The sequence below is a fragment of the Citrobacter sp. Cf072 genome (assembly GCF_030334485.1).
Taxonomy (GTDB): Bacteria; Pseudomonadota; Gammaproteobacteria; order Enterobacterales; family Enterobacteriaceae; genus Citrobacter; species Citrobacter freundii.
This window is the reverse complement of record NZ_JAOWDX010000047.1, coordinates 773,281-794,204: the sequence shown is the minus strand read 5'-3', so window position 1 is coordinate 794,204 and position 20,924 is coordinate 773,281. Positions and strand designations below refer to the sequence as shown.

20 protein-coding genes are annotated in these 20,924 nt (G+C 49.0%); 12 read left to right on the top strand and 8 right to left on the bottom strand.

What is annotated here, in order from left to right:
• Positions 1-289 precede the first annotated feature (289 nt).
• The 9 genes from OGX66_RS22575 to OGX66_RS22535 all read left to right on the top strand — a co-directional run bounded on the left by OGX66_RS22575 (position 290) and on the right by OGX66_RS22535 (position 8,865).
• The gene (locus tag OGX66_RS22575) at positions 290-1,213 is read left to right on the top strand and encodes a LysR substrate-binding domain-containing protein (protein ID WP_286512279.1); all 924 of its coding nucleotides are present in this window, start codon (positions 290-292) and stop codon (positions 1,211-1,213) included.
• A gap of 359 nt (positions 1,214-1,572) precedes the next feature.
• Positions 1,573-4,002 carry a DMSO/selenate family reductase complex A subunit gene (locus tag OGX66_RS22570; protein WP_270921833.1) on the top strand — a complete coding sequence of 810 codons (2,430 nt, stop codon included), beginning with the start codon at positions 1,573-1,575 and terminating at the stop codon, positions 4,000-4,002.
• A 10-nt stretch (positions 4,003-4,012) separates the two neighbouring features.
• Positions 4,013-4,630, top strand: coding sequence for a DMSO/selenate family reductase complex B subunit (locus OGX66_RS22565; RefSeq protein ID WP_270921834.1), 618 nt, complete (start codon positions 4,013-4,015; stop codon positions 4,628-4,630).
• Position 4,631: 1 nt separating this feature from the next.
• A complete protein-coding gene (locus OGX66_RS22560; RefSeq protein ID WP_058842686.1) occupies positions 4,632-5,489 on the top strand; it encodes a dimethyl sulfoxide reductase anchor subunit family protein in 858 nt (285 codons plus the stop codon).
• Positions 5,490-5,530: 41 nt separating this feature from the next.
• Positions 5,531-6,145, top strand: a complete 615-nt coding sequence (gene dmsD / locus OGX66_RS22555; protein WP_270921835.1) for a Tat proofreading chaperone DmsD — start codon at positions 5,531-5,533, stop codon at positions 6,143-6,145.
• A 236-nt stretch (positions 6,146-6,381) separates the two neighbouring features.
• The gene (locus OGX66_RS22550) at positions 6,382-6,663 is read left to right on the top strand and encodes a hypothetical protein (protein ID WP_058842688.1); all 282 of its coding nucleotides are present in this window, start codon (positions 6,382-6,384) and stop codon (positions 6,661-6,663) included.
• 34 nt (positions 6,664-6,697) lie between these two features.
• A complete protein-coding gene (locus OGX66_RS22545; RefSeq protein WP_270921836.1) occupies positions 6,698-7,042 on the top strand; it encodes a carboxymuconolactone decarboxylase family protein in 345 nt (114 codons plus the stop codon).
• 42 nt (positions 7,043-7,084) lie between these two features.
• The gene (locus tag OGX66_RS22540; RefSeq protein ID WP_081321255.1) at positions 7,085-7,768 is read left to right on the top strand and encodes a cupin domain-containing protein; all 684 of its coding nucleotides are present in this window, start codon (positions 7,085-7,087) and stop codon (positions 7,766-7,768) included.
• Positions 7,765-8,865, top strand: a complete 1,101-nt coding sequence (locus OGX66_RS22535; protein WP_058842691.1) for a flavin monoamine oxidase family protein — start codon at positions 7,765-7,767, stop codon at positions 8,863-8,865. The genes OGX66_RS22540 and OGX66_RS22535 overlap by 4 nt, the downstream gene beginning before the upstream one ends.
• 192 nt (positions 8,866-9,057) lie before the next feature.
• Here OGX66_RS22535 and OGX66_RS22530 read toward each other — a convergent pair whose 3' ends face one another.
• Positions 9,058-9,801, bottom strand: coding sequence for a helix-turn-helix domain-containing GNAT family N-acetyltransferase (locus OGX66_RS22530; RefSeq protein ID WP_270921876.1), 744 nt, complete (start codon positions 9,799-9,801; stop codon positions 9,058-9,060).
• A gap of 170 nt (positions 9,802-9,971) precedes the next feature.
• Entirely contained in the window at positions 9,972-11,585 is a 1,614-nt protein-coding gene (mppA, locus tag OGX66_RS22525) for a murein tripeptide ABC transporter substrate-binding protein MppA (RefSeq protein WP_270921837.1), read from the bottom strand.
• Positions 11,586-11,769: 184 nt separating this feature from the next.
• Between mppA and mpaA the strand changes: the two genes are divergently transcribed.
• The gene (mpaA, locus tag OGX66_RS22520) at positions 11,770-12,498 is read left to right on the top strand and encodes a murein tripeptide amidase MpaA (protein WP_003020433.1); all 729 of its coding nucleotides are present in this window, start codon (positions 11,770-11,772) and stop codon (positions 12,496-12,498) included.
• Here mpaA and ycjG read toward each other — a convergent pair.
• Positions 12,473-13,438 carry an L-Ala-D/L-Glu epimerase gene (ycjG, locus tag OGX66_RS22515; RefSeq protein ID WP_003840784.1) on the bottom strand — a complete coding sequence of 322 codons (966 nt, stop codon included), beginning with the start codon at positions 13,436-13,438 and terminating at the stop codon, positions 12,473-12,475. The genes mpaA and ycjG overlap by 26 nt on opposite strands.
• Before the next feature lie 115 nt (positions 13,439-13,553).
• Here ycjG and tpx point away from each other — a divergent pair, with 115 nt between their 5' ends.
• A complete protein-coding gene (gene tpx / locus OGX66_RS22510) occupies positions 13,554-14,060 on the top strand; it encodes a thiol peroxidase (protein ID WP_003020437.1) in 507 nt (168 codons plus the stop codon).
• A gap of 53 nt (positions 14,061-14,113) precedes the next feature.
• On the opposite strand, the gene tyrR is transcribed toward tpx, so the two are convergent.
• The 4 genes from tyrR to pspE form a co-directional block, all read right to left on the bottom strand.
• Positions 14,114-15,658 (bottom strand): transcriptional regulator TyrR, encoded by a 1,545-nt coding sequence (gene tyrR / locus OGX66_RS22505; protein ID WP_032935606.1) that lies wholly within the window; start codon positions 15,656-15,658, stop codon positions 14,114-14,116.
• A 147-nt stretch (positions 15,659-15,805) separates the two neighbouring features.
• On the bottom strand, positions 15,806-16,867 hold the full coding sequence (locus tag OGX66_RS22500; RefSeq protein WP_270921838.1) for a YcjF family protein: 1,062 nt from the start codon (positions 16,865-16,867) through the stop codon (positions 15,806-15,808).
• Positions 16,864-18,261: a YcjX family GTP-binding protein gene (locus OGX66_RS22495; RefSeq protein ID WP_003020444.1), complete on the bottom strand. Its 1,398-nt coding sequence runs from the start codon at positions 18,259-18,261 to the stop codon at positions 16,864-16,866. The genes OGX66_RS22500 and OGX66_RS22495 overlap by 4 nt, the downstream gene beginning before the upstream one ends.
• A 142-nt stretch (positions 18,262-18,403) precedes the next feature.
• Positions 18,404-18,721 carry a thiosulfate sulfurtransferase PspE gene (pspE, locus tag OGX66_RS22490; protein WP_003020447.1) on the bottom strand — a complete coding sequence of 106 codons (318 nt, stop codon included), beginning with the start codon at positions 18,719-18,721 and terminating at the stop codon, positions 18,404-18,406.
• A 228-nt stretch (positions 18,722-18,949) separates the two neighbouring features.
• On the opposite strand from pspE, the gene OGX66_RS22485 reads away from it, so the two are divergent.
• Positions 18,950-19,960, top strand: coding sequence for a LacI family DNA-binding transcriptional regulator (locus tag OGX66_RS22485; RefSeq protein ID WP_286512268.1), 1,011 nt, complete (start codon positions 18,950-18,952; stop codon positions 19,958-19,960).
• A 32-nt stretch (positions 19,961-19,992) separates the two neighbouring features.
• Here OGX66_RS22485 and OGX66_RS22480 read toward each other — a convergent pair whose 3' ends face one another.
• Entirely contained in the window at positions 19,993-20,898 is a 906-nt protein-coding gene (locus OGX66_RS22480; protein ID WP_049003190.1) for an OmpG family monomeric porin, read from the bottom strand.
• Positions 20,899-20,924: the final 26 nt, after the last annotated feature.

Here is a 20,924-nt window from a genome sequence, read left to right as displayed (position 1 = left end):
ACTGTCACTGTTAATGAATGCACACCAATGAAAAAACATTTCAACATCAAATAGAATAAATTACTTGACAGATAAAGCAAAACACGATAATGAGATTTTTATATCAGCATCACAGATGCCAGAAAAAAAATCATCATAAACAAAGAAATAAATCATCAGCTTATTATTTTATTCAAGATAAGCAAAACAACGTTTATTCGGTTCCGAATGAGTATTTAGATTGAAAATTGAGGAAGAAAATCTATCTCGATCACGTATACTAGTTCCATCGTATGAGATGGAGAATAAAATGCGTTCGCTTAATCGCTTGAAATGGCTGCACGCTTTCGAAGCAACTGCGCGTCATGGTAGCTTCACAGGTGCAGCCAAAGAGCTAGGCGTCACCCCAGCAGCCGTAGGACAACTGGTTCGAGCACTTGAAGACTGGGTAGGCCACCCCCTTTTGCACCGAACACGTTCTGGTAAAGAAAGGCTCACGCTCGTGACTGAGGCTCAGGATGCGCTTAAAGAGATCACTCAAGGGCTCGATAGCCTTGAGTCAGGACTTAATAAACTGCGCGGTCGTCAGGCTCGATCCGTCGTCATCCTCACGGCCTCACAAGTTCTGGTGATGAACTGGTTAATGGAAAAATTAAATCGTTTTTCCGAAACGCATCAAAATATCGAGCTACGCCTGAATGTGACGGAAAAACTCATGGATGTGGCTCACGGAGAGGCAGATATTGGTGTTCGTTGTGGCAAAGGAGACTGGTCGGGGGTAAATAAGACATGGTTAATGGATGAGGAAGCTGTTCTGGTATGCAGCCCACGCATTGTACCGCCTGAGAAAATTACGTGTGGCGAATGGCTGGCAGAACAAAAACTCATTCATGATGATACCCTGCACCCTGGTGCAAATTTTCCTTCATGGGAAGAAGTCTTAGCAGCAACGCAAGCTCCAGCTACGCGTTATACAGGATTGCATATTAACTCTACCTCAGCGGTTATTATGGCCACGCTTAGCGGCCAGGGTGTGGCAATTGTCCGCCGTGCGTTGGTTGAACAGTTAATTGCCACAGGACAACTGATACAACTTCATCCAAATATACGCTGGCCGCTAACATGGTCCTATTACATTGTTACACCACAAAAAGCAGTGATGCGTCCTGAAGTAAAAGTTTTTCATGACTGGTCAATTAATGATATTTTGATTAAAAATAGCCCAACCTCCTGAATTTCAGGAGGTCATCCTTTTAATTTTAGTGACAAAAGCCATCAAAGGCTATTTTTCATACACTTAAGATAGAAAATCTTTACTGCCACTAAAGTTTATCTCCCTTGCCCGTGACATTATCCACTTCGATAATACCCACAATGAAGTAAAGGGTTCGTTTTCAGAATAGAGAAAAATTTGAATTTTACTCGTCAGGTAAATAGCTCAAACTTTCTTCGCCCTTAACTCAAATATATTATATAAAACCAGCCTAATGTTAATTAATATCATTCATTATTACACAAAAATGAATATTGATATTTTAACACTGGCTATTTTTGTATGCTTTTCAAACAATGTCATAATAACAGGTGAACGTAATGGATCGTTGCGAGGAAGAACGGTTAATCGAAGTTCCTGTCTCCCGGAGAAAGCTAATTCAGGCTGGGGCAACAACAGGACTAATGGCCGCAGTGGGAGGATTATCATTACCATTCAGTTTCACAAGTCAAGCCGCGAACAAAACCGCTATCGTCGAAGATAAGGCCGTCTGGAGTTCCTGCACAGTAAACTGTGGAAGTCGCTGCCTGCTTCGATTGCATGTAAAAGATGATTCTGTTTACTGGGTAGAATCTGATACCACAGGCAACGATGAGTACGGAAACCATCAGGTCCGGGCCTGCCTTCGTGGACGCTCCATTCGTCGTCGTATGAATCATCCTGATCGATTGAAATATCCCATGAAACGCGTTGGTAAGCGCGGAGAAGGTAAATTTGAGCGGATATCCTGGGATGAAGCACTGGATACTATCGCGGATAATCTGAAACGAATTATTGCAAACTATGGCAATGAAGCAGTACATGTTATTTACGCCACAGGTGTCGCTGGCGGAAATATTACTAAATCATCAATGCCCTTCCGCCTGATGAATTCCTGCGGTGGCTTTTTAGGTCGTTACGGAACCTACAGTACTGCACAAATCACAGCGGGCATGAATTATCTCTATGGTGGCAGAAGCGGAAACAGCCCGGATGATATCGCTAATACTAAATTGGTTGTAATGTTCGGAAACAATCCAGCCGAAACACGTATGAGCGGCGGTGGTGTTACCTATTATGTTGAACAAGCGCGCGAACGCTCCAATGCGCGGATGATCGTTATCGATCCTCGCTACAACGATACCGCAGCCGGACGAGAAGATGAATGGCTCCCCATTCGTCCAGGAACGGACGCCGCCTTAGCTGCAGCACTTGCCTGGGTTCTCATCACCGAAGATATGGTAGATAAACCCTTTCTTGATAAATATTGTGTAGGCTATGACGAGGTTACGTTACCAGCAAGCGCACCAAAAAATGGTCATTATAAAGCTTATATACTCGGCGACGGTCCGGATGGTATAGCAAAAACACCTGAGTGGGCAGCTCAAATCACAGGTATTCCGACAGACAAAATTATTAAGCTGGCACGTGAGATCGGCCAGGCGAAACCAGCTTATATTTGCCAGGGATGGGGGCCACAGCGTCAATCAAACGGAGAACAAACGTCAAGAGCCATTGCAATGCTCGCCATTTTGACCGGCAATGTCGGTATTTCTGGCGGCAACTCTGGCGATCGAGAAGGCACCTTTGATCTCGGTGTTGAAATGTTTTCCCCTCTAAAAAATCCTGTTAAAACTGAAATATCCTCCTTTACCTGGACCGAAGCTATTGAGCGCGGAACTGAAATGACCTCTACTCGTGATGGCGTACGAGGTAAAGACAAACTGGATGTGCCAATAAAATTCATGTGGTGCTACGCCAGCAACACGCTGATAAATCAGAACAGCAATATTAGTCGCACACATGAAATTTTGCAGGATGAAAATAAGTGCGAAATGATTGTCTGCATTGACCATTTCATGACCGCCTCAGCAAAATATAGCGATATTTTACTCCCTGACCTGATGCCTACTGAGCAGGAAGATCTTATCCCGCATGAAGAGGCCGGTAATATGGCATATGTTATTTTGGGGCAACCATCAACATCGCCAAAATTTGAACGCAAGTCCATTTACTGGACAATGAGTGAAATAGCAAAACGTCTTGGACCTGATGTTTACCAGACCTTTACCGAAGGCCGTACACAACATGAATGGGTTCAATATCTTTGCGCCAAAACGAAAGAACGTCATCCCGATATGCCGGATTATGAAGAGATGAAAACGGCAGGTATTTATAAACTTAAATGTCCGGATGAGCATGTTGTCGCGTATAAGGATTTTCGCAAAGACCCTATTGCCAATCCCCTTAAAACACCATCGGGAAAAATAGAAATCTATTCTGAGCGACTGGCCAATATCGCAAAAACATGGGAACTGAAGCCTGATGAAGTCATCGATCCTTTACCCATTTACACTCCAGGCTTTAATGGCTGGGAAGATCCAGCTCGTCGCAAGTATCCATTGCAAATGACCGGGTTCCACTTTAAAGGCCGCGTACATTCAAGCTACGGCAATATTGATGTTCTGAAACAGGCCTGCCGACAGGAGATTTGGATAAACCCCATTGATGCCCGGGATCGTGGAATCAAAAACGGAGACACCGTTCGGGTATTTAATCAGTATGGCCAGACGTTGATTCCCGCAAAAGTCACACCGCGTATCATGCCTGGCGTTACTGCTATGGGCGAGGGAATGTGGCTGAATGCCGATATGTTTGGTGACAAAGTCGACCACGGTGGCTCAATTAACATCCTGACAACACATCGCACTTCACCGCTGGCAAAAGCTAATCCTTCGCACAGTAATCTCGTTCAGGTCGAAAAGGCATAAGGAGTAACCGATGACAACCCAGTATGGATTTTTTATTGATTCCAGCCGTTGCACCGGTTGTAAAACCTGCGAACTGGCCTGCAAGGACTACAAAGATTTAACCCCGGACGTCAGCTTCCGTCGCATTTATGAGTATGCGGGTGGTGACTGGCAGGAGAATAACGGCGTCTGGCATCAGAATGTCTTTGCCTATTATCTCTCTATTTCATGCAACCATTGTGCCGACCCGGCCTGTACCAAAGTCTGTCCGAGCGGAGCGATGCACAAAAGGGAAGATGGTTTTGTAGTGGTGAATGAGGAGGTATGTATTGGCTGTCGCTATTGTCATATGGCCTGCCCATATGGCGCGCCACAGTACAACGTCACCAAAGGTCATATGACCAAGTGCGACGGTTGCCATGACCGGGTGGCGGAAGGCAAAAAACCGATTTGCGTGGAATCCTGCCCACTGCGTGCCCTGGACTTTGGCCCTATCGAAGAATTGCGCAAAAAACATGGCGATCTTGCCGCTGTTGCACCTCTACCTGGGGCACACTTCACCAAACCGAGCATAGTGATTAAACCCAATGCCAATGCACGTCCGTGCGGCGATACCACTGGCTATCTGGCCAATCCGAAGGAGGTGTAAAATGGGAAATGGATGGCATGAATGGCCGCTGGTACTATTTACGGTACTGGGACAGTGTGTAGCGGGTGCGCTGGTTGTCAGCGGACTTGGTTGGCTGGCGGAAAAAAACGATCCGCCCGCCAGGCAGCGTATTGTACGCGGTATGTTTTTTCTTTGGGTGGTGATGGGGCTGGGCTTTCTGGCGTCAATCATGCATCTGGGTTCACCCATGCGGGCGTTCAACTCGCTCAACCGCATCGGCGCGTCCGGATTAAGTAATGAAATTGCCGCAGGGTCGATCTTTTTCGCTGTCGGCGGTTTCTGGTGGCTGGTGGCTGTTCTGGGGAAAATGCCAGAAACGCTTGGTAAACTCTGGCTGCTGTTCAGTATGGTGCTCGGTATAATCTTCATCCTGGCGATGACCCGTGTTTATCAGATTGAAACCGTCCCCACCTGGTATACTGGGTACACGACTCTCGCCTTTTTCCTGACAGCAATCCTCGGCGGCCCACTGTTTGCCGCACTCCTGTTCCAGGCGTCCAGAGTCCCCTTTAACAGCACGATATTTGCCAGCATCAGCTTACTTGCTCTACTGGTCTGTATTGCTGTCATCGCATTACAGGGTATGGCTCTGGCCAGCATTCATAGCTCAGTACAGCAGGCCAGCAGTCTGATACCGGATTATGCTGTATTGCAGGTCTGCCGTGTGGCGCTTCTTGTCATCGGCCTGGGCTGTTGGATCTGCCCATTGGTGCGTCGCAAAGAGCCACATATCGTTGGGTTACTACTGGGTCTTATCCTGGTGCTTGGCGGCGAAATTTTAGGCCGCGGCCTGTTTTATGGGCTACATATGACTGTCGGTATGGCAGTGGCAGGTTAACAAATTAGTGCGGGGAAACCCGCACTTTACGGAATGGTTTTATGACTGATTTCACACAACGTGACAATTTTTCCATGACGGCACGCGTACTGGGCGCCCTCTTTTACTTTGCGCCAGAGAGTGCTGAAGCCTCTCCGCTGGTTTCAGCATTCACATCTGATGAATGGCAAACACAATGGCCGCTGCCGTCGGAGGAGTTGCCTCAACTTGCAAGAATGTTTAAAGATGGCGGCGATGACTCTCTTACTGAGTCCTTTCAGCATTTATTTATCGGGCCTTATGCCTTACCGTCACCGCCATGGGGCTCCGTCTGGCTGGATCGTGAGAACGTTTTATTTGGTGAATCCACACTGGCGCTGCGCCAGTGGATGCGGGAGAACAGTATTCAGTTCGAGATGCAGCAAAATGAGCCAGAAGATCACTTTGGTTATTTATTACTGATGGCGGCCTGGCTTGCAGAGCAGAGTCGGCACAGCGAATGTGAACAGTTACTGGCATGGCATCTGTTCCCATGGTCATCCCGTTTCCTCGAGGTGTTCATTGAGAATGCCGGACATCCTTTTTATCTGGCTTTGGGAAAACTGGCGAGTTTAACACTGGCAAAGTGGCAAACCATGTTATCAATCAATACTAAAAACCTACCTCTCCACCGCTAATATTGCCTATACAAGGGGCTTTGTTCAAAAAAAATATTCTAATGAGGCCCCTATATTCCAGCCCCCCAGGTGAATTAAGTCCTCGTCAGCACAATACACAACATAGAAAATCTTCTCCGCCACACAAGAATATGTGATTTGTTAGATCAGACGGTCATGTTGATAATTCCCCTACTGTCATTCGTCAATGACTGTGAATACTTTGCACATCTCGGTCCCTTTTGAAGGAGAATACTATGGCTTACTTACAAATCACGCTTAATATCAGCAACCACAACCGCCCTGCCGCAGCAAATGTTTATCAAAAATATAAAGCGCCATTTTTAAATACCATTGCCGGAGCGACCTCAAAAGAATTGCTTATTCGGGATGAAGATGTGCAAGTTTTACATGGCTTTGAAACTACTGCTCAAGCGCAGGCGTATCTTACCAGTGAATTATTTACAAAAGATGTTGTGGAAGAATTAAAACCTTTTCTGAACCAGGCACCAGGTATTCGCATTTATGATGTAATCTGAATACACAATTCTCTAATATAAAACAGGAGCAGATATGCTTTCAAACTGGAATGAATATCGTAGTGGCCTGCTGGCTGCCATTGGTAAATTTGCAAAATTACAGCCGGAGTTCATGAAAGGCTTTCAGCAAATGGACAAGGGGACTTTAGAAAATGGGCATCTGGCCCCCAAAACACAGGGATTGATTGCGCTGGCCGTGGCGGTTACTACCCGTTGCGATGGTTGTCTGGCAGTGCACGTCGATGCGGCCGTGAAACATGGCGCAACCCGGGAAGAGATTGCTGAAGCATTGTCCGTGGCTATAAAAATGAATACTGGGGCAGCCCTCACCTACACAGCGCGCGCACTGGATGTATACGACAACCTGCCGAATAAATAACCCTTCATACGGCATCCAATGGATGCCGTCTAATGGCAACATATGATGCAACTTAATTCTGATTTCTCACAGCACACTATCGTCACGCCAAATAATTACCAGTGGGTTTGCTCACCTCGTTCGGGTATAAAGCGAATGATGTTTGACCGGATAGGCAATGAACAGGCAAGAGCAACAAGTCTTGTCAGATATGAGCCAGGTTCAATTTTTCCAATGCATAATCATCCCGGTGGTGAAGAAATTCTGGTATTAAGCGGCATCTTCACTGAATACAACACTGACTATTCAGCAGGATGGTATTTGCGTAGTCCTGACGGTTCTTCACATCAGCCCTCCAGTAAAGATGGGACGACCATTTTCGTAAAACTTCGTCAGATGACTGCTGAAGAAAACCAGTATGTCAGGATAGACACTAATGACCCCAAAAACTGGCATTACTATGCACAAGGTGAAGTATGTCCTTTGTATAACAGTGTCCGTGAATGCGTGGTATTACTAAAAGTCAAAGCTGGAGAACGTCTTTTTTGCTCACCATTGAATGGTGGAGCCGAAATTCTTCTTCTGGAAGGCGAATTGACAGATCCATTTGGTCGTTATGAAAAGGGAAGCTGGCTCAGGTTACCGCCAGGAGATATGCCCTCCCTGATAGCATCAGCATCAGGCGCTAAATTGTACTTAAAAACAGGACATTTGAGTCCAGCGACGTTAACCGGAGCTATACCATGAGTAAAAGTAAAGTTCTTATCATCGGAGCTGGGGTGAGTGGACTCTATGCTGCCACGCTTCTCGAAAAAGCAGGGATCGATTACCGACTTCTTGAAGCACGGGAGCGTGTTGGTGGTCGCGTATTGTCGAGCCAGATTTTAGATGGTACCCATATCAATACACATATTGATATGGGCGCTACGTGGTTCTGGCCTGATATTCAACCTGATCTTTCTCATCTGATTCGACAACTTGGTATTCCGATCATTCCTCAAACCAGAGCTGGGGATATGCTCTTTGAACGTCAAAATAACGTTGCTCCTGAACGTTTTCCTGCCTACGCATCCGCACCAGAATCATTCAGATTAAAAGGCGGCATGCAGGCATTCACGACCCAACTGCTGCAGTTTTTACCGGCAGAACGCATCCTGCTCAATGAGCAGGTTGATGCAATTACCTGTTCCGGCGAGGATATTTTGGTCAGAACATGCTCTAATGAGGGTAAAAACACAATCTTCACCTGTGGACATGTCTTTATAGCAATGCCTCCAGCACTTGCAGCCGGAATCAAATTTACGCCTGTATTACCGGATGGTCTCCAGTCGAACTGGGAGAAAATACCGACCTGGATGGCCCCCCAGGCTAAGTATGCCGCTATTTACCAAGGGGATTTTCTCACAGGAAAGAATCTGTCCGGGGATGCCAGTAGCCGGACAGGACCAATGGTAGAGATACACGATGTATCAGAACCTGATACCGGATTTACTGCAATATTTGGTTTTATCGGTGTTCCTGCAAAAACACGATGGACTGTTTCCGAAACCGAGCTTAAACAACTGTGCCGCAATCAACTCATACGATTATTTGGGCCTGAGGCTTCGGACCCTATTGCAGAATTTATCAAAGATTGGGCATCAGACCCATTAACAACAACAGATTTTGATCTTTTGCAGGAGGCCAGCCACGTCTTACCATTCCCGGCCCCAAAACAAGGTATATGGAAAGGTAAAATCACGTGTATTGCTAGCGAGTGGTCTCCAGGATTTTCCGGGTATCTTGCTGGCGCTATTGATTGCGCATTCGAAGGTGTTCAAAACTGGTTGTTGCATTCCAGATAGTAATGAGTGCAAATTAAATTTCACCGATATAACTGGCAGCCAGCCCACAGATTGCCAGTTAATCTGCTGTCAAATCTATCCTGGCAGGCTGCTTCGTGTCGGGAGCCGACATGACTAATTTAGGGCAGAGAGAATAGTCGAAACAAGTCAACTAAGAAATCATGTCCAAAAGGGATAAGTGGTTAGGAATGTTTAGATGACTTTTCGGGTGAACTGTTGCTCAGTAATAGTACTCCCCCACTGATCGCCATCCCATTCTTTCGATAATTCAAATCCGAATGATTCATACAATCGTCTTGCCACTGTAAGTTTGTTGAATGTCCACAATTGTACCGAAGTGAACCTCTGCTCATCACAAAACTTCATCGCTTCTGCAATGAGTCTCCTGCCCAATCCGCTACCACGGCATCCATCGTCAAGGATGAACCACCGCAGATGCGCCTCATTATTTCCCAAATCCTCACCGTCGATTGCAACTGAGCCGACGATGCGCTCGTTAACCATTGCAAGCCAAATCTGATTACATGGTTTGTCCAGACGTCCTGAAAAATCAGCAAGGCCTGCTGCAACCTTCCCTTCAAAAAAATGGCCGAAGTTATGCTCTCTGGCGTAATAGCCACCATGCATTTCAGTAATGCGTCCAATCATACCTGCATGATAACCCGTAACAATTTTGAAGCTGTTTCGCACTTTGCCTTCGATGTTTTCGCGACAGGCTTTCAACGCGCTGGCATAAGAAGAAAGGCCCCGTGATAAAACTTCCTGGGTAAACGGATCGAGCTGACCAAGTGCTGCTGACACACGTTCGTCAGCGTAAGTATTTATGCTATGCACGGTCTCTGTGCCCTTCCCGGTGAGGCTTAGCTGTTTCGTCCTCGCATCTTCAGCGGAAGGGCTTTCTTTGAGTTCTCCTGCTTCGACAAGTTTAGCGAGCATGCGGCTGACGCTGGACTTCTGCTTTTTGTTGAATACGTCAAAAATACCGTCAGAAAAGTGATGTTTTCTGCTGTGGCGGGTGATGGTCAGAAGGAGAAACTGGCGCTGCAAGCCGCGCCAGTTCTGGGTTTAGCCATGGTTATCTTGCGTTAACAGGCAACCGGTACTGATTAGTGCTTAACGATATACATTGTGCGGCTATAGGCCACATCTTCAGGGTTAGTAATCGGATACCCTTTCAGCCACGGTTTAATTAAACGCCCATTAGTGTACTGATAGATCGGCGCAATAGGCGCCTGTTCCATCAGAATTTTCTCCGCAGCGTTATAATCAGCATTCCGCGCTTTTTCTGTATTCTCCAGAGTAGCCTGGGTCAACACTTTATCGTATGCCGGATTATTAAAGCGGGAGATATTGCCCGTATGGGTCGATGTTAATAGCGACAAGAACGTAGAAGGTTCATTGTAGTCACCCACCCAGGAGGCACGGATCACATCAAAGTTGCCGGTATTACGACTATCAATATAGGTTTTCCACTCCTGGTTTTGCAGTTTCACGTCAACACCAAGGTTTTTCTTCCACATAGAAGCCACTGCGATAGCAATCTTCTGATGATTTTCTGAGGTGTTGTACAGCAGCGTCAGTTTAAGCGGTTTCTGTGGACCATAGCCCGCCGCACGCAGCAGCGTTTTCGCCTGCGCATTCAATTCTTCCTGACTCATTTGCTCAAACGGTGAAGGTTCAGGCACAAATCCTGCCGTTACATCCGGCGTAAAATGCCATGCAGGCTTCTCACCGGTACCCAGCACCTTCTCCGCCATCAGGCGACGATCGATAGTCATGCTGAGCGCCAGACGCACGCGTGAATCGGCAGTCGGTCCCTTCTGGGTATTAAAGGCATAATAATAAGTACCAAGCTGCGGCGGGGTGTAAACCTGACCCGGGATATCCTTCAACAGTTTCTGGTACATATTTTTCGGGAAGGATTCCGTGATATCAATATCACCAGCAAGATAGCGCTTGGTCGCTGCCGATTCCTGGTTAATTGGCAGGAAGGTAACTTTTTGCAGCACTGTTCTGGCGTTGTCCCAATAATGCGTGTTCGGGACAACTTCCAGTTTTTCGTTCACGACGCGATTTTTTAGCACATAGGCGCCGTTACCAATCAGGTTACCCGGTTTGGTCCACTCTTTGCCGCTCTCAACGTTGGCTTTTTGTACCGGATAAAATGCAAAACTCGCCGTCAGATTGGCAAACCAGGGCAGCGGTTTATCCAGTTGAACTTTCAATGTCCGCGCATCGACAGCACTAACGCCAAGTTTATCAGGCGTTGCTTTGCCATCGATAATAGCCTGAGCATTATTAATACCCGCCAGCGCAGCAAACCAGGCAAACGGCGACAGCGTTTTTGGATCAACCAGACGCTGCCAGCTGTAGACAAAATCCTGCGCCGTTACGGGCGTACCATCCGCCCATTGCGCATTGTCGCGCAGCGTAAACGTCCAGATGCGGTTATCGTTACTCTTCCACTGGGTAGCGACGCCAGGTACGATCTCACCCTTCTCATTCTGGTTGACCAGCCCTTCAAATAAATCACGAATTACCTGAATCTCAGGGAGCCCGACGGCCTTTGCCGGATCAAGCGACGCCGGTTCGTCTTTTATATGACGCACCAGTTCTTGTTTCTCTGCCAGTACCGTTCCGCTGGGAACATCAGCAGCCCAGGATAAAGAAATGCTGCTAACCAACAACGCACAACAGGTTACTGAAACAGAATGCTGCATAAGATACCCTCGATTCCGGCTACTAAGTGAATGTGTAATTATTTGTATCGCCAGCAGGAAATGCAATTAACTTCCGACAAGAAAGTGATATTACACCTGAAAAGATAAGTGTGTGAAAACGATTTGATTATCCATACATTTTGCACAACACTGCGAGTAACAATCCAAGCATTCAGAGATGACTATGACCGTTACCCGTCCCCGTGCCGAGCGCGGCGCATTCCCACCTGGAACCGAACATTACGGACGTTCATTGTTAGGCGCACCGCTAATCTGGTTTCCTGCACTGGCAGCCGATCGTGAAAGCGGCCTGATACTGGCGGGAACGCACGGCGACGAAAACTCCTCGGTCGTTACCCTTTCCTGCGCATTGCGTACGCTTAACCCTTCCCTGCGTCGCCATCATGTGGTGCTAGCCGTAAACCCTGACGGTTGCCAGCTTGGGCTGCGCGCAAATGCGAACGGCGTCGATCTTAACCGTAACTTTCCCGCCGCAAACTGGAAAGCAGGCGAAACGGTGTATCGCTGGAACAGTAGCGCAGAAGAGCGTGATGTGGTGTTGTTGACCGGCGATCATCCGGGCTCGGAACCAGAAACCCAGGCATTGTGTCAGCTTATTCACCGAATTCATCCCGCCTGGGTAGTCTCTTTTCACGATCCACTGGCCTGTATTGAAGATCCCAGAAGCAGCGAGCTGGGCGCGTGGCTGGCACAATCGTTTGAATTGCCTCTGGTCACCAGTGTAGGTTATGAAACGCCCGGCTCTTTTGGTAGCTGGTGCGCAGACCTAAACTTACACTGTATAACCGCCGAATTTCCGCCCATTTCCTCGGATGAAGCGAGCGAAAAATACCTGCTGGCCATGTCCAATCTCCTGCGCTGGCACCCTAGAGATGGAGCTGCCCGGTCGTAAAATGCAGGGCTGGCACCGCATCGGTGGCAAGCCACGTTGGGCCATCAAGATCGGCAAAGCTAACCAGTGGCGTAAGGGGTAATGCCGCGCCGATCGCCCGGGAGGTACACAGCATGCAGCCCAGCATCAGCGCAAATCCCTGCTCGCGTGCTTCGGTTGCCAGCGCGAGCGCTTCCGTCAGGCCGCCTGTTTTGTCCAGTTTGATATTGACCATTTCATAGCGTCCGTGCAGCGCTTTCAGACTGCTACGGGTGTGGCAGCTTTCATCTGCGCAGATGGGCAGCGGATGTACAAAATTCTCCAGCGCGGCATCATCCTGCGCCGGCAGCGGCTGCTCCAGCATCGCAACCCCTAAATCAGCCAGCAGCTGACAGCGTGCCGCAAGGCCTTCTGCCCGCCAGGATTCGTTGGCGTCGACAATAATCGTGGCGTCAGGAACAGCTGCACGAATGGCAACCATTCGCTCACTAATCAAGCGAGCATCCAGTTTAACTTTCAGCAATTTCGCGCCATTTTCCCACAGCGCAGCCGCGCTCGCAGCCATTTGTTCCGGCGAGCCAATCACTACGGTTTGCGCCGTAGTCACCACTTCCGCCAGTTCACTTCCCACTAATTCCGCCAGCGACTGCTGCTGTTGACGCGCGCTTAGATCCCACAACGCGCAATCCACGGCATTACGCGCTGCCCCCGCTGGCAGCTGCTTTTGCAGCTCTTCACGCGTCATTCCGTTTTCCAGTTGTGGCGCAATGCTCATAATTTGCGCCAGCACTGAGGCATCGCTTTCACCGTAGCGCGGGTACGGTGTGCACTCGCCTATACCTGTGACGCCGTTTTCTTCCACTTCGACAACCACCACATGCGCTTCGGTCCGGCTCCCACGGGCAATGACAAAGGGAGTGTGCAGCGGCCAGGCTTCCTCATATACCTTAACTGTTCTCATTTGTTTTCCTTAATGCAGTCCCTGAAGCGGATATCCGCAAATAGCGTTTGCCGTGTTAACTGCTGATGGCATAAACTAGCCTCGACGTTAACTATATGTAAACAGGAAGATAACCATGTCACAAACCGTTCATTTCCAGGGCAACCCGGTTGCAGTTGCCGGCTCTATTCCTCAGGCTGGAAGCAAAGCTCAGGCTTTTACCCTTGTGGCTAAAGACCTGTCTGACGTTACGCTGGGCCAGTTCGCAGGCAAGCGCAAAGTGCTGAATATTTTCCCAAGCATCGATACCGGCGTTTGCGCGGCATCGGTACGTAAGTTTAACCAACTGGCGACAGAAATCGACAATACCGTCGTACTGTGCATCTCAGCCGACCTGCCATTCGCCCACTCTCGTTTTTGCGGCGCGGAAGGTCTGAGCAACGTTATCACGCTGTCCACCCTGCGCAACGCAGAATTCCTGAAAAACTACGGTGTTGAAATCGCTGAAGGCCCACTGAAAGGCCTGGCCGCACGTGCCGTGGTCGTTATTGATGAAAATGATAACGTTGTTTTCAGCCAGCTGGTCAATGAAATCACCAACGAACCAGACTACACCGCTGCGCTGGACGTACTGAAAGCGTAAGCTGCGTCTGCATACAAAAATGCCTCCACATGGAGGCATTTTCATTTACGGCATTACTCTTCGCTTTTTTTCTGCTGGCTCAGTCCATACTCACGCAATTTGTTAGCAATCGCAGTATGCGAAACACCTAGGCGCTTGGCCAGCTTGCGCGTGCTGGGATAATTCATATACAGCTGCGTCAACACGGAGCGTTCAAAGCGGCTGGTGATTTCATCCAGCGACCCTTCCATCACCTCTTCTCCGACAGCAACCGTTGCCGCATCGTAATCCGGCAGCAAAATATCCTGTGGTCGCAGCTCATAGCCTTCTAGCTGGGTCAGAGCCCGGTAGATCGCATTTTTAAGCTGACGCACGTTGCCCGGCCAACCATAACGAGTTAGTACCGTGCTGAGATCTGCGGACAGTTTCGGACGCGGCACGCCCTGCTCGTCGGCAAAACGCGCCACAAACAGTTCGGTAAGCGGCATAATATCTTGTGGGCAATCGCGCAGCGGCGGCAGGTTTAGCGTTAGTACATTCAGACGATAATAGAGGTCTTCACGGAAAAGTCCTTTCTGCACCAGTTCCACAAGGTTCTTTTGCGTTGCGCAAATCACGCGAACATCAACATGAACTTCGTGATCTTCTCCCACACGACGGAACGTGCCGTCATTGAGAAAACGCAGCAATTTGGTCTGCATACGCGGCGACATTTCGCCAATTTCATCTAACAGAACCGAACCGCCATTCGCCTGCTCAAAGAAGCCTTTTTTACCTTCCGGCGCATGGCCAAACAGCTCGCTTTCAACCGCATCTTCAGGAATTGACGCGCAGTTCAGCGCCAGATACGGTTTCGACGCACGCGGACTTGCCAGGTGGCAGGCATGAGCAAAGAGATCTTTGCCGGTGCCGGTATTACCTGTAATCAGCAGCGGCGCGCTCAGCGTCGCCAGCTTGCGCGCCTGTTCCACCACGTGTTTCATTTTGGCGCTGACGGCAATAATCTGGCTAAACGCGCTGAGATCCTGCGTAGTCATATTTTGCAGCTGGCGTCCCATTCGGATAGTGGAGCGCAACATCACCACCGCACCGGTCAGCATCTGCTCCTGATTTTCGCCCTGCAAATGGACAGGCGTAATTTCCATCAGGAAATTCTGTCCGTTAATCACGACATGTTCACTATGGGAATCCTGCGGATTGCTTTCCAGCCAGCGCTGGAAGTTAAACCCATTGATTAACTGGGCAGCGGTATGATTGCGCATCCGTTCCTGACTGTGGGCGAAAAGCTGACAGCTCGCAGGATTCGCCATCTCGATTTTGCTTTTCATATCCAGAGAAAGGACCGGTTCTGGCAACGCTTCAAGCAGCGCGCTCAGCGCCAGATGTTCACGTTCGGAAGGCATCCAGGGTACAGTACGCACATCCGTAACGCCTGATATACGGCGGATTTCAGCCATCAGACTGCTGAAGTTGGTGAACTCCAGCTCCGCAAAATTAAGGTAAATTCGCCCGATGGGGTCAATCTCGATACCGCGTAAATCAATGCTTCTCAGCACCAGTAAATCGAGCAGTTCGCGGGTCAGACCAAGACGGTCTTCACAAAAGACTTCCAAACGCATAGGAACCTTCACCTGGACAAGGGATTATGTGTTAAATGATAAGCCAGTATTTGGTTTGCAGGAAGAACTCTGTCAACAAATATTGACAGCGAGCTGGAAAATTGGGCGCCGGGGCGTAAAGTTAAACGATCGGCGCCTGTTTTATAGTTAACTTTCGCGCGGAGATTTATTCTTTTGTAAGGTCTCTTTCACCTGACCAATCAGTTGGCGGCGGAAATCGCCCAGCCGTGGCTTATCATCATCGATCCACGGCAATGGTCGGCAAAGTTCCATAGCTTTAATGCCCAGACGCGCCGTTAATAACCCCGCGCCAATGCCCTGAGCTGCACGCGTTGATAAGCGGGCGGCTAAATCCTGCGACATCCAGTCCATTCCTACTTCCCGCACCAGTTCACTGGCCCCGGCAAAAGCGATATTCAACAGCACCAGACGGAACAAACGCAGGCGGCTGTAATAACCCAGCTCAATGCCATACAGCGAAGCAATACGATTAATCAGCCGCAGATTGCGCCAGGCGATAAACGCCATATCCACCAGCGCCAGCGGACTGACGGCAATCATCAGTGTGGATTCTGCCGCTGAACGGCTAATCTCACGCCGGGCTTGCGCATCCAGCACCGGCTGCACCAGATGGGCGTACAGACTAACCACTTCACGATCGTTCTGCGTTTCATGAATTGAGGCATACCAGCGCTGCAATGCCGGATGAGACTGATCGATGCCCGCCCGCTGCGCCAGCTTTTCACAAAATGCACGGCCTTTTCCGGTTCCATGGCTGTGGAGCAGATCTCGCGCTTCATCGCGCTCGTGCGCGCGCTGACGCAATCGCCATAGCCGACGCCATTCGGTCGCCACCGATCCAACCCCTGCACCGATAATCAATGCGCCTGCGGCACATCCTCCCAGCGCGACCCAGTCCTGAGTCTGCCAGGCATTCATGGTCCACTGCACACCCTGAGCGACAACGCTCACGCCAAACAGCGCCAGGCCACCCATCACCATCTTACGCCACAGACTACGTTTAGGGCGAAGGGCCGCATCAATAACGGCTTCTGCCTGACCTTCGTCTTCCAGTGGTTCATCCACTGTAGCCGGAGAAAAAGTTTGCGCCTCCGTTTCGTTAAACATCTGCTGCGCTTTAAACGCCGCATTTTGTTCCACGTCCAGCGGACCTGAGAAATCGATACGCGGTTTTAACGGCTCGCTCATCGCAATTTATCTCCTATTAAAAACTCCAGCGCGGCATCAAGACGGATATGCGGTAAGGGCTTATCGACATCCATAACCTGCGGGCGAAACGCCTCAAACTGAAAGCCCTGGTTGTCCCAAAATGCCTGTCCAGGTAAACGCGCGGGCACTTCCCCCGGATAAACGGTTAGCGGTTCGCCATCGCTCAGACGATTACCACGCAGCGCGGGGATCTTTTCACCTTTCACATCGATAAGGCCGCTGGTGGTTGCCTGCACCGATGCCAGGCCCAGACAATCCATGCTGATACCTTCGAACGCAGCGTTTTGCCAGGCATCCTGGATCAACTGCTGTAAAAGCGACACCATATTGGCGTGCTGATCGACCGTAACATGGTCAGCTTTGGTGGCGGCAAACAGCAGTTTGTCGATCACCGGAGAAAACAGCCGACGAAACAGCGTGCGCTGTCCATAATGGAAACTTTGCATCAGTTGGGTCAGCGCCAGACGCATGTCGTTAAACGCCTGTGGCCCGCTGTTGAGCGGTTGCAGGCAATCGACCAGCACAATCTGACGATCAAAGCGCAGGAAGTGATTCTTATAAAATCCCTTCACGACTTTTTCACAATAATAATTAAACCTGTCGCGCAGCATGCCCGCATTGGTGTGTTTATCTGCCTGCGCCAGCTTCGATTCTCCCCAGGCATCGACGTCCGGCCACGGGAAGAATTGCAACGCAGGCGCGCCCGCCATATCTCCTGGCAGAACAAAACGGCCCGGCTGAATAAAGTGCAGTCCCTGCTGCTTGCATTGATGCAGATACTCCGTCCAGGCAGCAGCAATTTCCGCCAGACGGTTTTCGTCAGCAGGTGCCAGTGGATCCAGCCCGTGGCTTAACTGCCGCCATTTTGCCGACCATTCGCCACGCTGACCCTGTAATAATCCGGTCATTTGTCGCGACCAGCTCAAATAATCCTGGGCCAGCATCGGTAAATCGAGCAGCCACTCCCCCGGATAATCGACGATTTCCAGGTACAGCGTGGAGGTGTCTTTAAAGTGGCGCAGTAATGAGTCATTAGACTTGTAACGCAGTGCCAGACGAATTTCACTCACACCACGCGTTGGTGTCGGCCAGGTCGGCGGAGAGCCATACAGCTGCGCCAGTCCTTCATCATAGGTAAAGCGCGGAATACCAAAATCGCGTTGTGGAACCCGTTTCACGCCAAGCAGACGCTCTTCGCGCACGCAACTGAGCAACGGCAAACGCGCACCGGCATGAATATTGAGTAACTGATTAACCATTGCGGTGATAAACGCCGTCTTACCACTCCGGCTAAGTCCGGTGACAGCCAGGCGCAAATGCCGGTCTACGCCACGATTAACCAGCGAATTGAATTCATTTTTAAGTCGCTTCATCGCCATCCCGTTTTGCTGAAGGAACCGAAGAAATTATAACAAACAGGAAGTAAAGATAGGGGTCAATTCTTACTTATCAACTACCTGAGCTGTATCAGGCGGCATTATTCTTACCGCCTGTAGCAGAATGAATGTGGGCGGTTTATTTATTCTCTACTTTAGGAAGCGCTATCTGATTGATGCCACCTTCGTTGGTCACCTGCGTGTAGCCCATTTCAGTCAGCATATCTTTCGCCTGCCCTGATTGACGCCCGGAGTTGCAATAGAGCTTCACGGTATCGTTCTTATCTGGAACTTCAGTTACGATACGCGCCTTGATCTCTTTTAACGGGATGTTGACAGCCCCCTGAATATGCTGCTGTTGGTACTGTTCAGGAACGCGAACATCAATCCAGTGCTCGGCAGCATAAACCGGCATGCCAATAACCAGTGCCAACGCTAATACGCTTTTCTTCAACATAATATCTTCCTGACTGATAGTTGGATTTAACCCTTACACTATACGCCAGTTCTTAAGAAAATATTGCGACCGCATTATCACCGTCCGCACCCGTGTACGCTTGTTCCTCAGCACGCACATAGTGCGGTTAGCCTTTTGATTTTCCTACTCGCATTCCGAGATTGTTGTCATTCGCCACTTAACTCCATAATATGTCCGCCATTGACTCTCGGACGGAGCTTGGGATCTATGTCTCCTACCATTTATGATATTGCACGAGCCGCTGGTGTATCAAAATCCACAGTATCGCGCGTGCTTAATAAGCAAACCAACATCTCGCCGGAGGCGCTTGAAAAGGTGCTGCGCGCAATTGATGAGTTACAGTATCAGCCTAATAAACTAGCTCGCGCGCTTACCTCTTCCGGATTTGATGCAATAATGGTGATATCTACCCGTTCTGCAAAAACAACTGCCGGTAATCCGTTTTTCTCTGAAGTATTGCATGCAATTACTGCCAAGGCTGAAGAAGTCGGTCTTGATGTCATATTGCAGACGTCGCGAAGCACCGAAGATGATTTACAAAAATGTGAGAGCAAAATTAAGCAGAAGTTGATCAAAGGGATCATTATGCTGAGCTCTCCTGCCGATGAATCATTTTTTGCTCGGTTGGATAAATACAACGTCCCGGTTGTGGTTATCGGGAAGGTTGAAGGTGACTACACTAATGTCTATTCTGTAGACACCGATAATTATCGCGACAGTATTACGCTGACAAATGCACTGATTGAGAGTGGCCACCGTAATATAGCCTGTTTGCATGCACCGCTTGACGTTCATGTTTCTATCGATCGCGTTAACGGTTATAAAGCCAGCCTTCAGGCACATAACATTAAAATGCGCGATGAGTGGGTTATTGACGGGGGGTATACTCATGAAACTGCCCTACTTGCTTCTCGAAAATTACTGAGTCAGCAACCGTTACCCGATGCCGTATTTGCGACAGACAGCTTAAAGTTAATGAGTTTATATCGCGTAGCGGCCGAGAAAAACATTTCCATCCCAAAACAACTTGCCGTTGTAGGCTATAGTAATGAGCTACTTTCTTTTATGCTCACACCAGTTCCTGGTGGAATTGATGTACCTACTCAGCAGTTGGGTGAGCAAAGTTGTAATTTATTATTTAATCTGATTGCAGGTGAAAAAGGATTACAGAATATCACGGTGAGCACGCAAATATCGTTGGCGGGCTCACTGGTGTAAAAACAGGGGCATAATAATGCCCCTGTTCATTTTTAGAATGCGTAGTTCACGCCTATGCCAGCATAATGGAACCTGTCGCTTTCACCTTCGTCATGATCTTCCCATTCATAAGCATACTCCAGAGACATTGATAAACCGTTCTGGAAATCATACGCATACAATAAACCGAGGCGATTGAAATCATGGCCTTCGCGTTCAGGATCATCCTGCCAGTCCCAGTTTGACCAGCGATCAAGTCCGATACGGGTATACGGCGTCAGGGTTGTATTGCCGAAGGACAGAGGCAGATAAGCCCGAATTTCCTGGGTTGAGAACTCACCATTATTACGCGAATCTGCCAGATTAAAGCCGCGTTCAAGGTAATAGTTGACCGTTAACCCTATTGTTTCGTTAAACGTATAATTCAACCCGCTCTCACTTTCGACGCGGCTATCAGAGTAGCCAGTGGTGCTCAAATCATTAACGAATTGATACATCGCAAACCAACCGCTAAAGCGTAGGTCATCGGTAAGTTTAACATCCCAATCTGGCTGCACTTTCCAGCGCTGCATATTAGCTGTGTCTTTTCCGGGTTCATTGACATAGTGATAACCGTAATTACGGAAGCCACCGGTCAGGCCGAAATTAACATTCTCGCTTTCAAGGAATTGATAGCGGACTTCCAGTTCAGGGCGGTCAAACCACGTACCGCGCTTACCCTCGCTGTAATCAACCGGTCCTTCCTGGTAATAGGCCAGTGATATTTTCCACGGTCCATTGGACGCATTAAAATAGACGGACGGCTCAGCCAGTCCATCCATATCTTCGCCCTGACCTTCAACGTTTTCTATTTCGTACATAGCTCCGATATTAAAGTGCCAGTCATTCTTTTCAGCAGCCTGCGCGCAGGCCATTCCTGCGCTCATAATCAGCGCAGTCGCGGACAGTAGGGTTTTCATTATTATTCCTTGTTAAAATACTCGCA

Excerpts from the sequence above, each read along its gene's own strand:
- OGX66_RS22575 (WP_286512279.1), top strand. The coding sequence starts at position 290 with ATGCGTTCGCTTAATCGCTTGAAATGGCTGCACGCTTTCGAAGCAACT.
- OGX66_RS22570 (WP_270921833.1), top strand. The coding sequence starts at position 1,573 with ATGGATCGTTGCGAGGAAGAACGGTTAATCGAAGTTCCTGTCTCCCGG.
- OGX66_RS22565 (WP_270921834.1), top strand. The coding sequence starts at position 4,013 with ATGACAACCCAGTATGGATTTTTTATTGATTCCAGCCGTTGCACCGGT.
- OGX66_RS22560 (WP_058842686.1), top strand. The coding sequence starts at position 4,632 with ATGGGAAATGGATGGCATGAATGGCCGCTGGTACTATTTACGGTACTG.
- dmsD (WP_270921835.1), top strand. The coding sequence starts at position 5,531 with ATGACTGATTTCACACAACGTGACAATTTTTCCATGACGGCACGCGTA.
- OGX66_RS22550 (WP_058842688.1), top strand. The coding sequence starts at position 6,382 with ATGGCTTACTTACAAATCACGCTTAATATCAGCAACCACAACCGCCCT.
- OGX66_RS22545 (WP_270921836.1), top strand. The coding sequence starts at position 6,698 with ATGCTTTCAAACTGGAATGAATATCGTAGTGGCCTGCTGGCTGCCATT.
- OGX66_RS22540 (WP_081321255.1), top strand. The coding sequence starts at position 7,085 with ATGATGCAACTTAATTCTGATTTCTCACAGCACACTATCGTCACGCCA.
- OGX66_RS22535 (WP_058842691.1), top strand. The coding sequence starts at position 7,765 with ATGAGTAAAAGTAAAGTTCTTATCATCGGAGCTGGGGTGAGTGGACTC.
- OGX66_RS22530 (WP_270921876.1), bottom strand. The coding sequence starts at position 9,801 with ATGCTCGCTAAACTTGTCGAAGCAGGAGAACTCAAAGAAAGCCCTTCC.
- mppA (WP_270921837.1), bottom strand. The coding sequence starts at position 11,585 with ATGCAGCATTCTGTTTCAGTAACCTGTTGTGCGTTGTTGGTTAGCAGC.
- mpaA (WP_003020433.1), top strand. The coding sequence starts at position 11,770 with ATGACCGTTACCCGTCCCCGTGCCGAGCGCGGCGCATTCCCACCTGGA.
- ycjG (WP_003840784.1), bottom strand. The coding sequence starts at position 13,438 with ATGAGAACAGTTAAGGTATATGAGGAAGCCTGGCCGCTGCACACTCCC.
- tpx (WP_003020437.1), top strand. The coding sequence starts at position 13,554 with ATGTCACAAACCGTTCATTTCCAGGGCAACCCGGTTGCAGTTGCCGGC.
- tyrR (WP_032935606.1), bottom strand. The coding sequence starts at position 15,658 with ATGCGTTTGGAAGTCTTTTGTGAAGACCGTCTTGGTCTGACCCGCGAA.
- OGX66_RS22500 (WP_270921838.1), bottom strand. The coding sequence starts at position 16,867 with ATGAGCGAGCCGTTAAAACCGCGTATCGATTTCTCAGGTCCGCTGGAC.
- OGX66_RS22495 (WP_003020444.1), bottom strand. The coding sequence starts at position 18,261 with ATGAAGCGACTTAAAAATGAATTCAATTCGCTGGTTAATCGTGGCGTA.
- pspE (WP_003020447.1), bottom strand. The coding sequence starts at position 18,721 with ATGTTGAAGAAAAGCGTATTAGCGTTGGCACTGGTTATTGGCATGCCG.
- OGX66_RS22485 (WP_286512268.1), top strand. The coding sequence starts at position 18,950 with ATGTCTCCTACCATTTATGATATTGCACGAGCCGCTGGTGTATCAAAA.
- OGX66_RS22480 (WP_049003190.1), bottom strand. The coding sequence starts at position 20,898 with ATGAAAACCCTACTGTCCGCGACTGCGCTGATTATGAGCGCAGGAATG.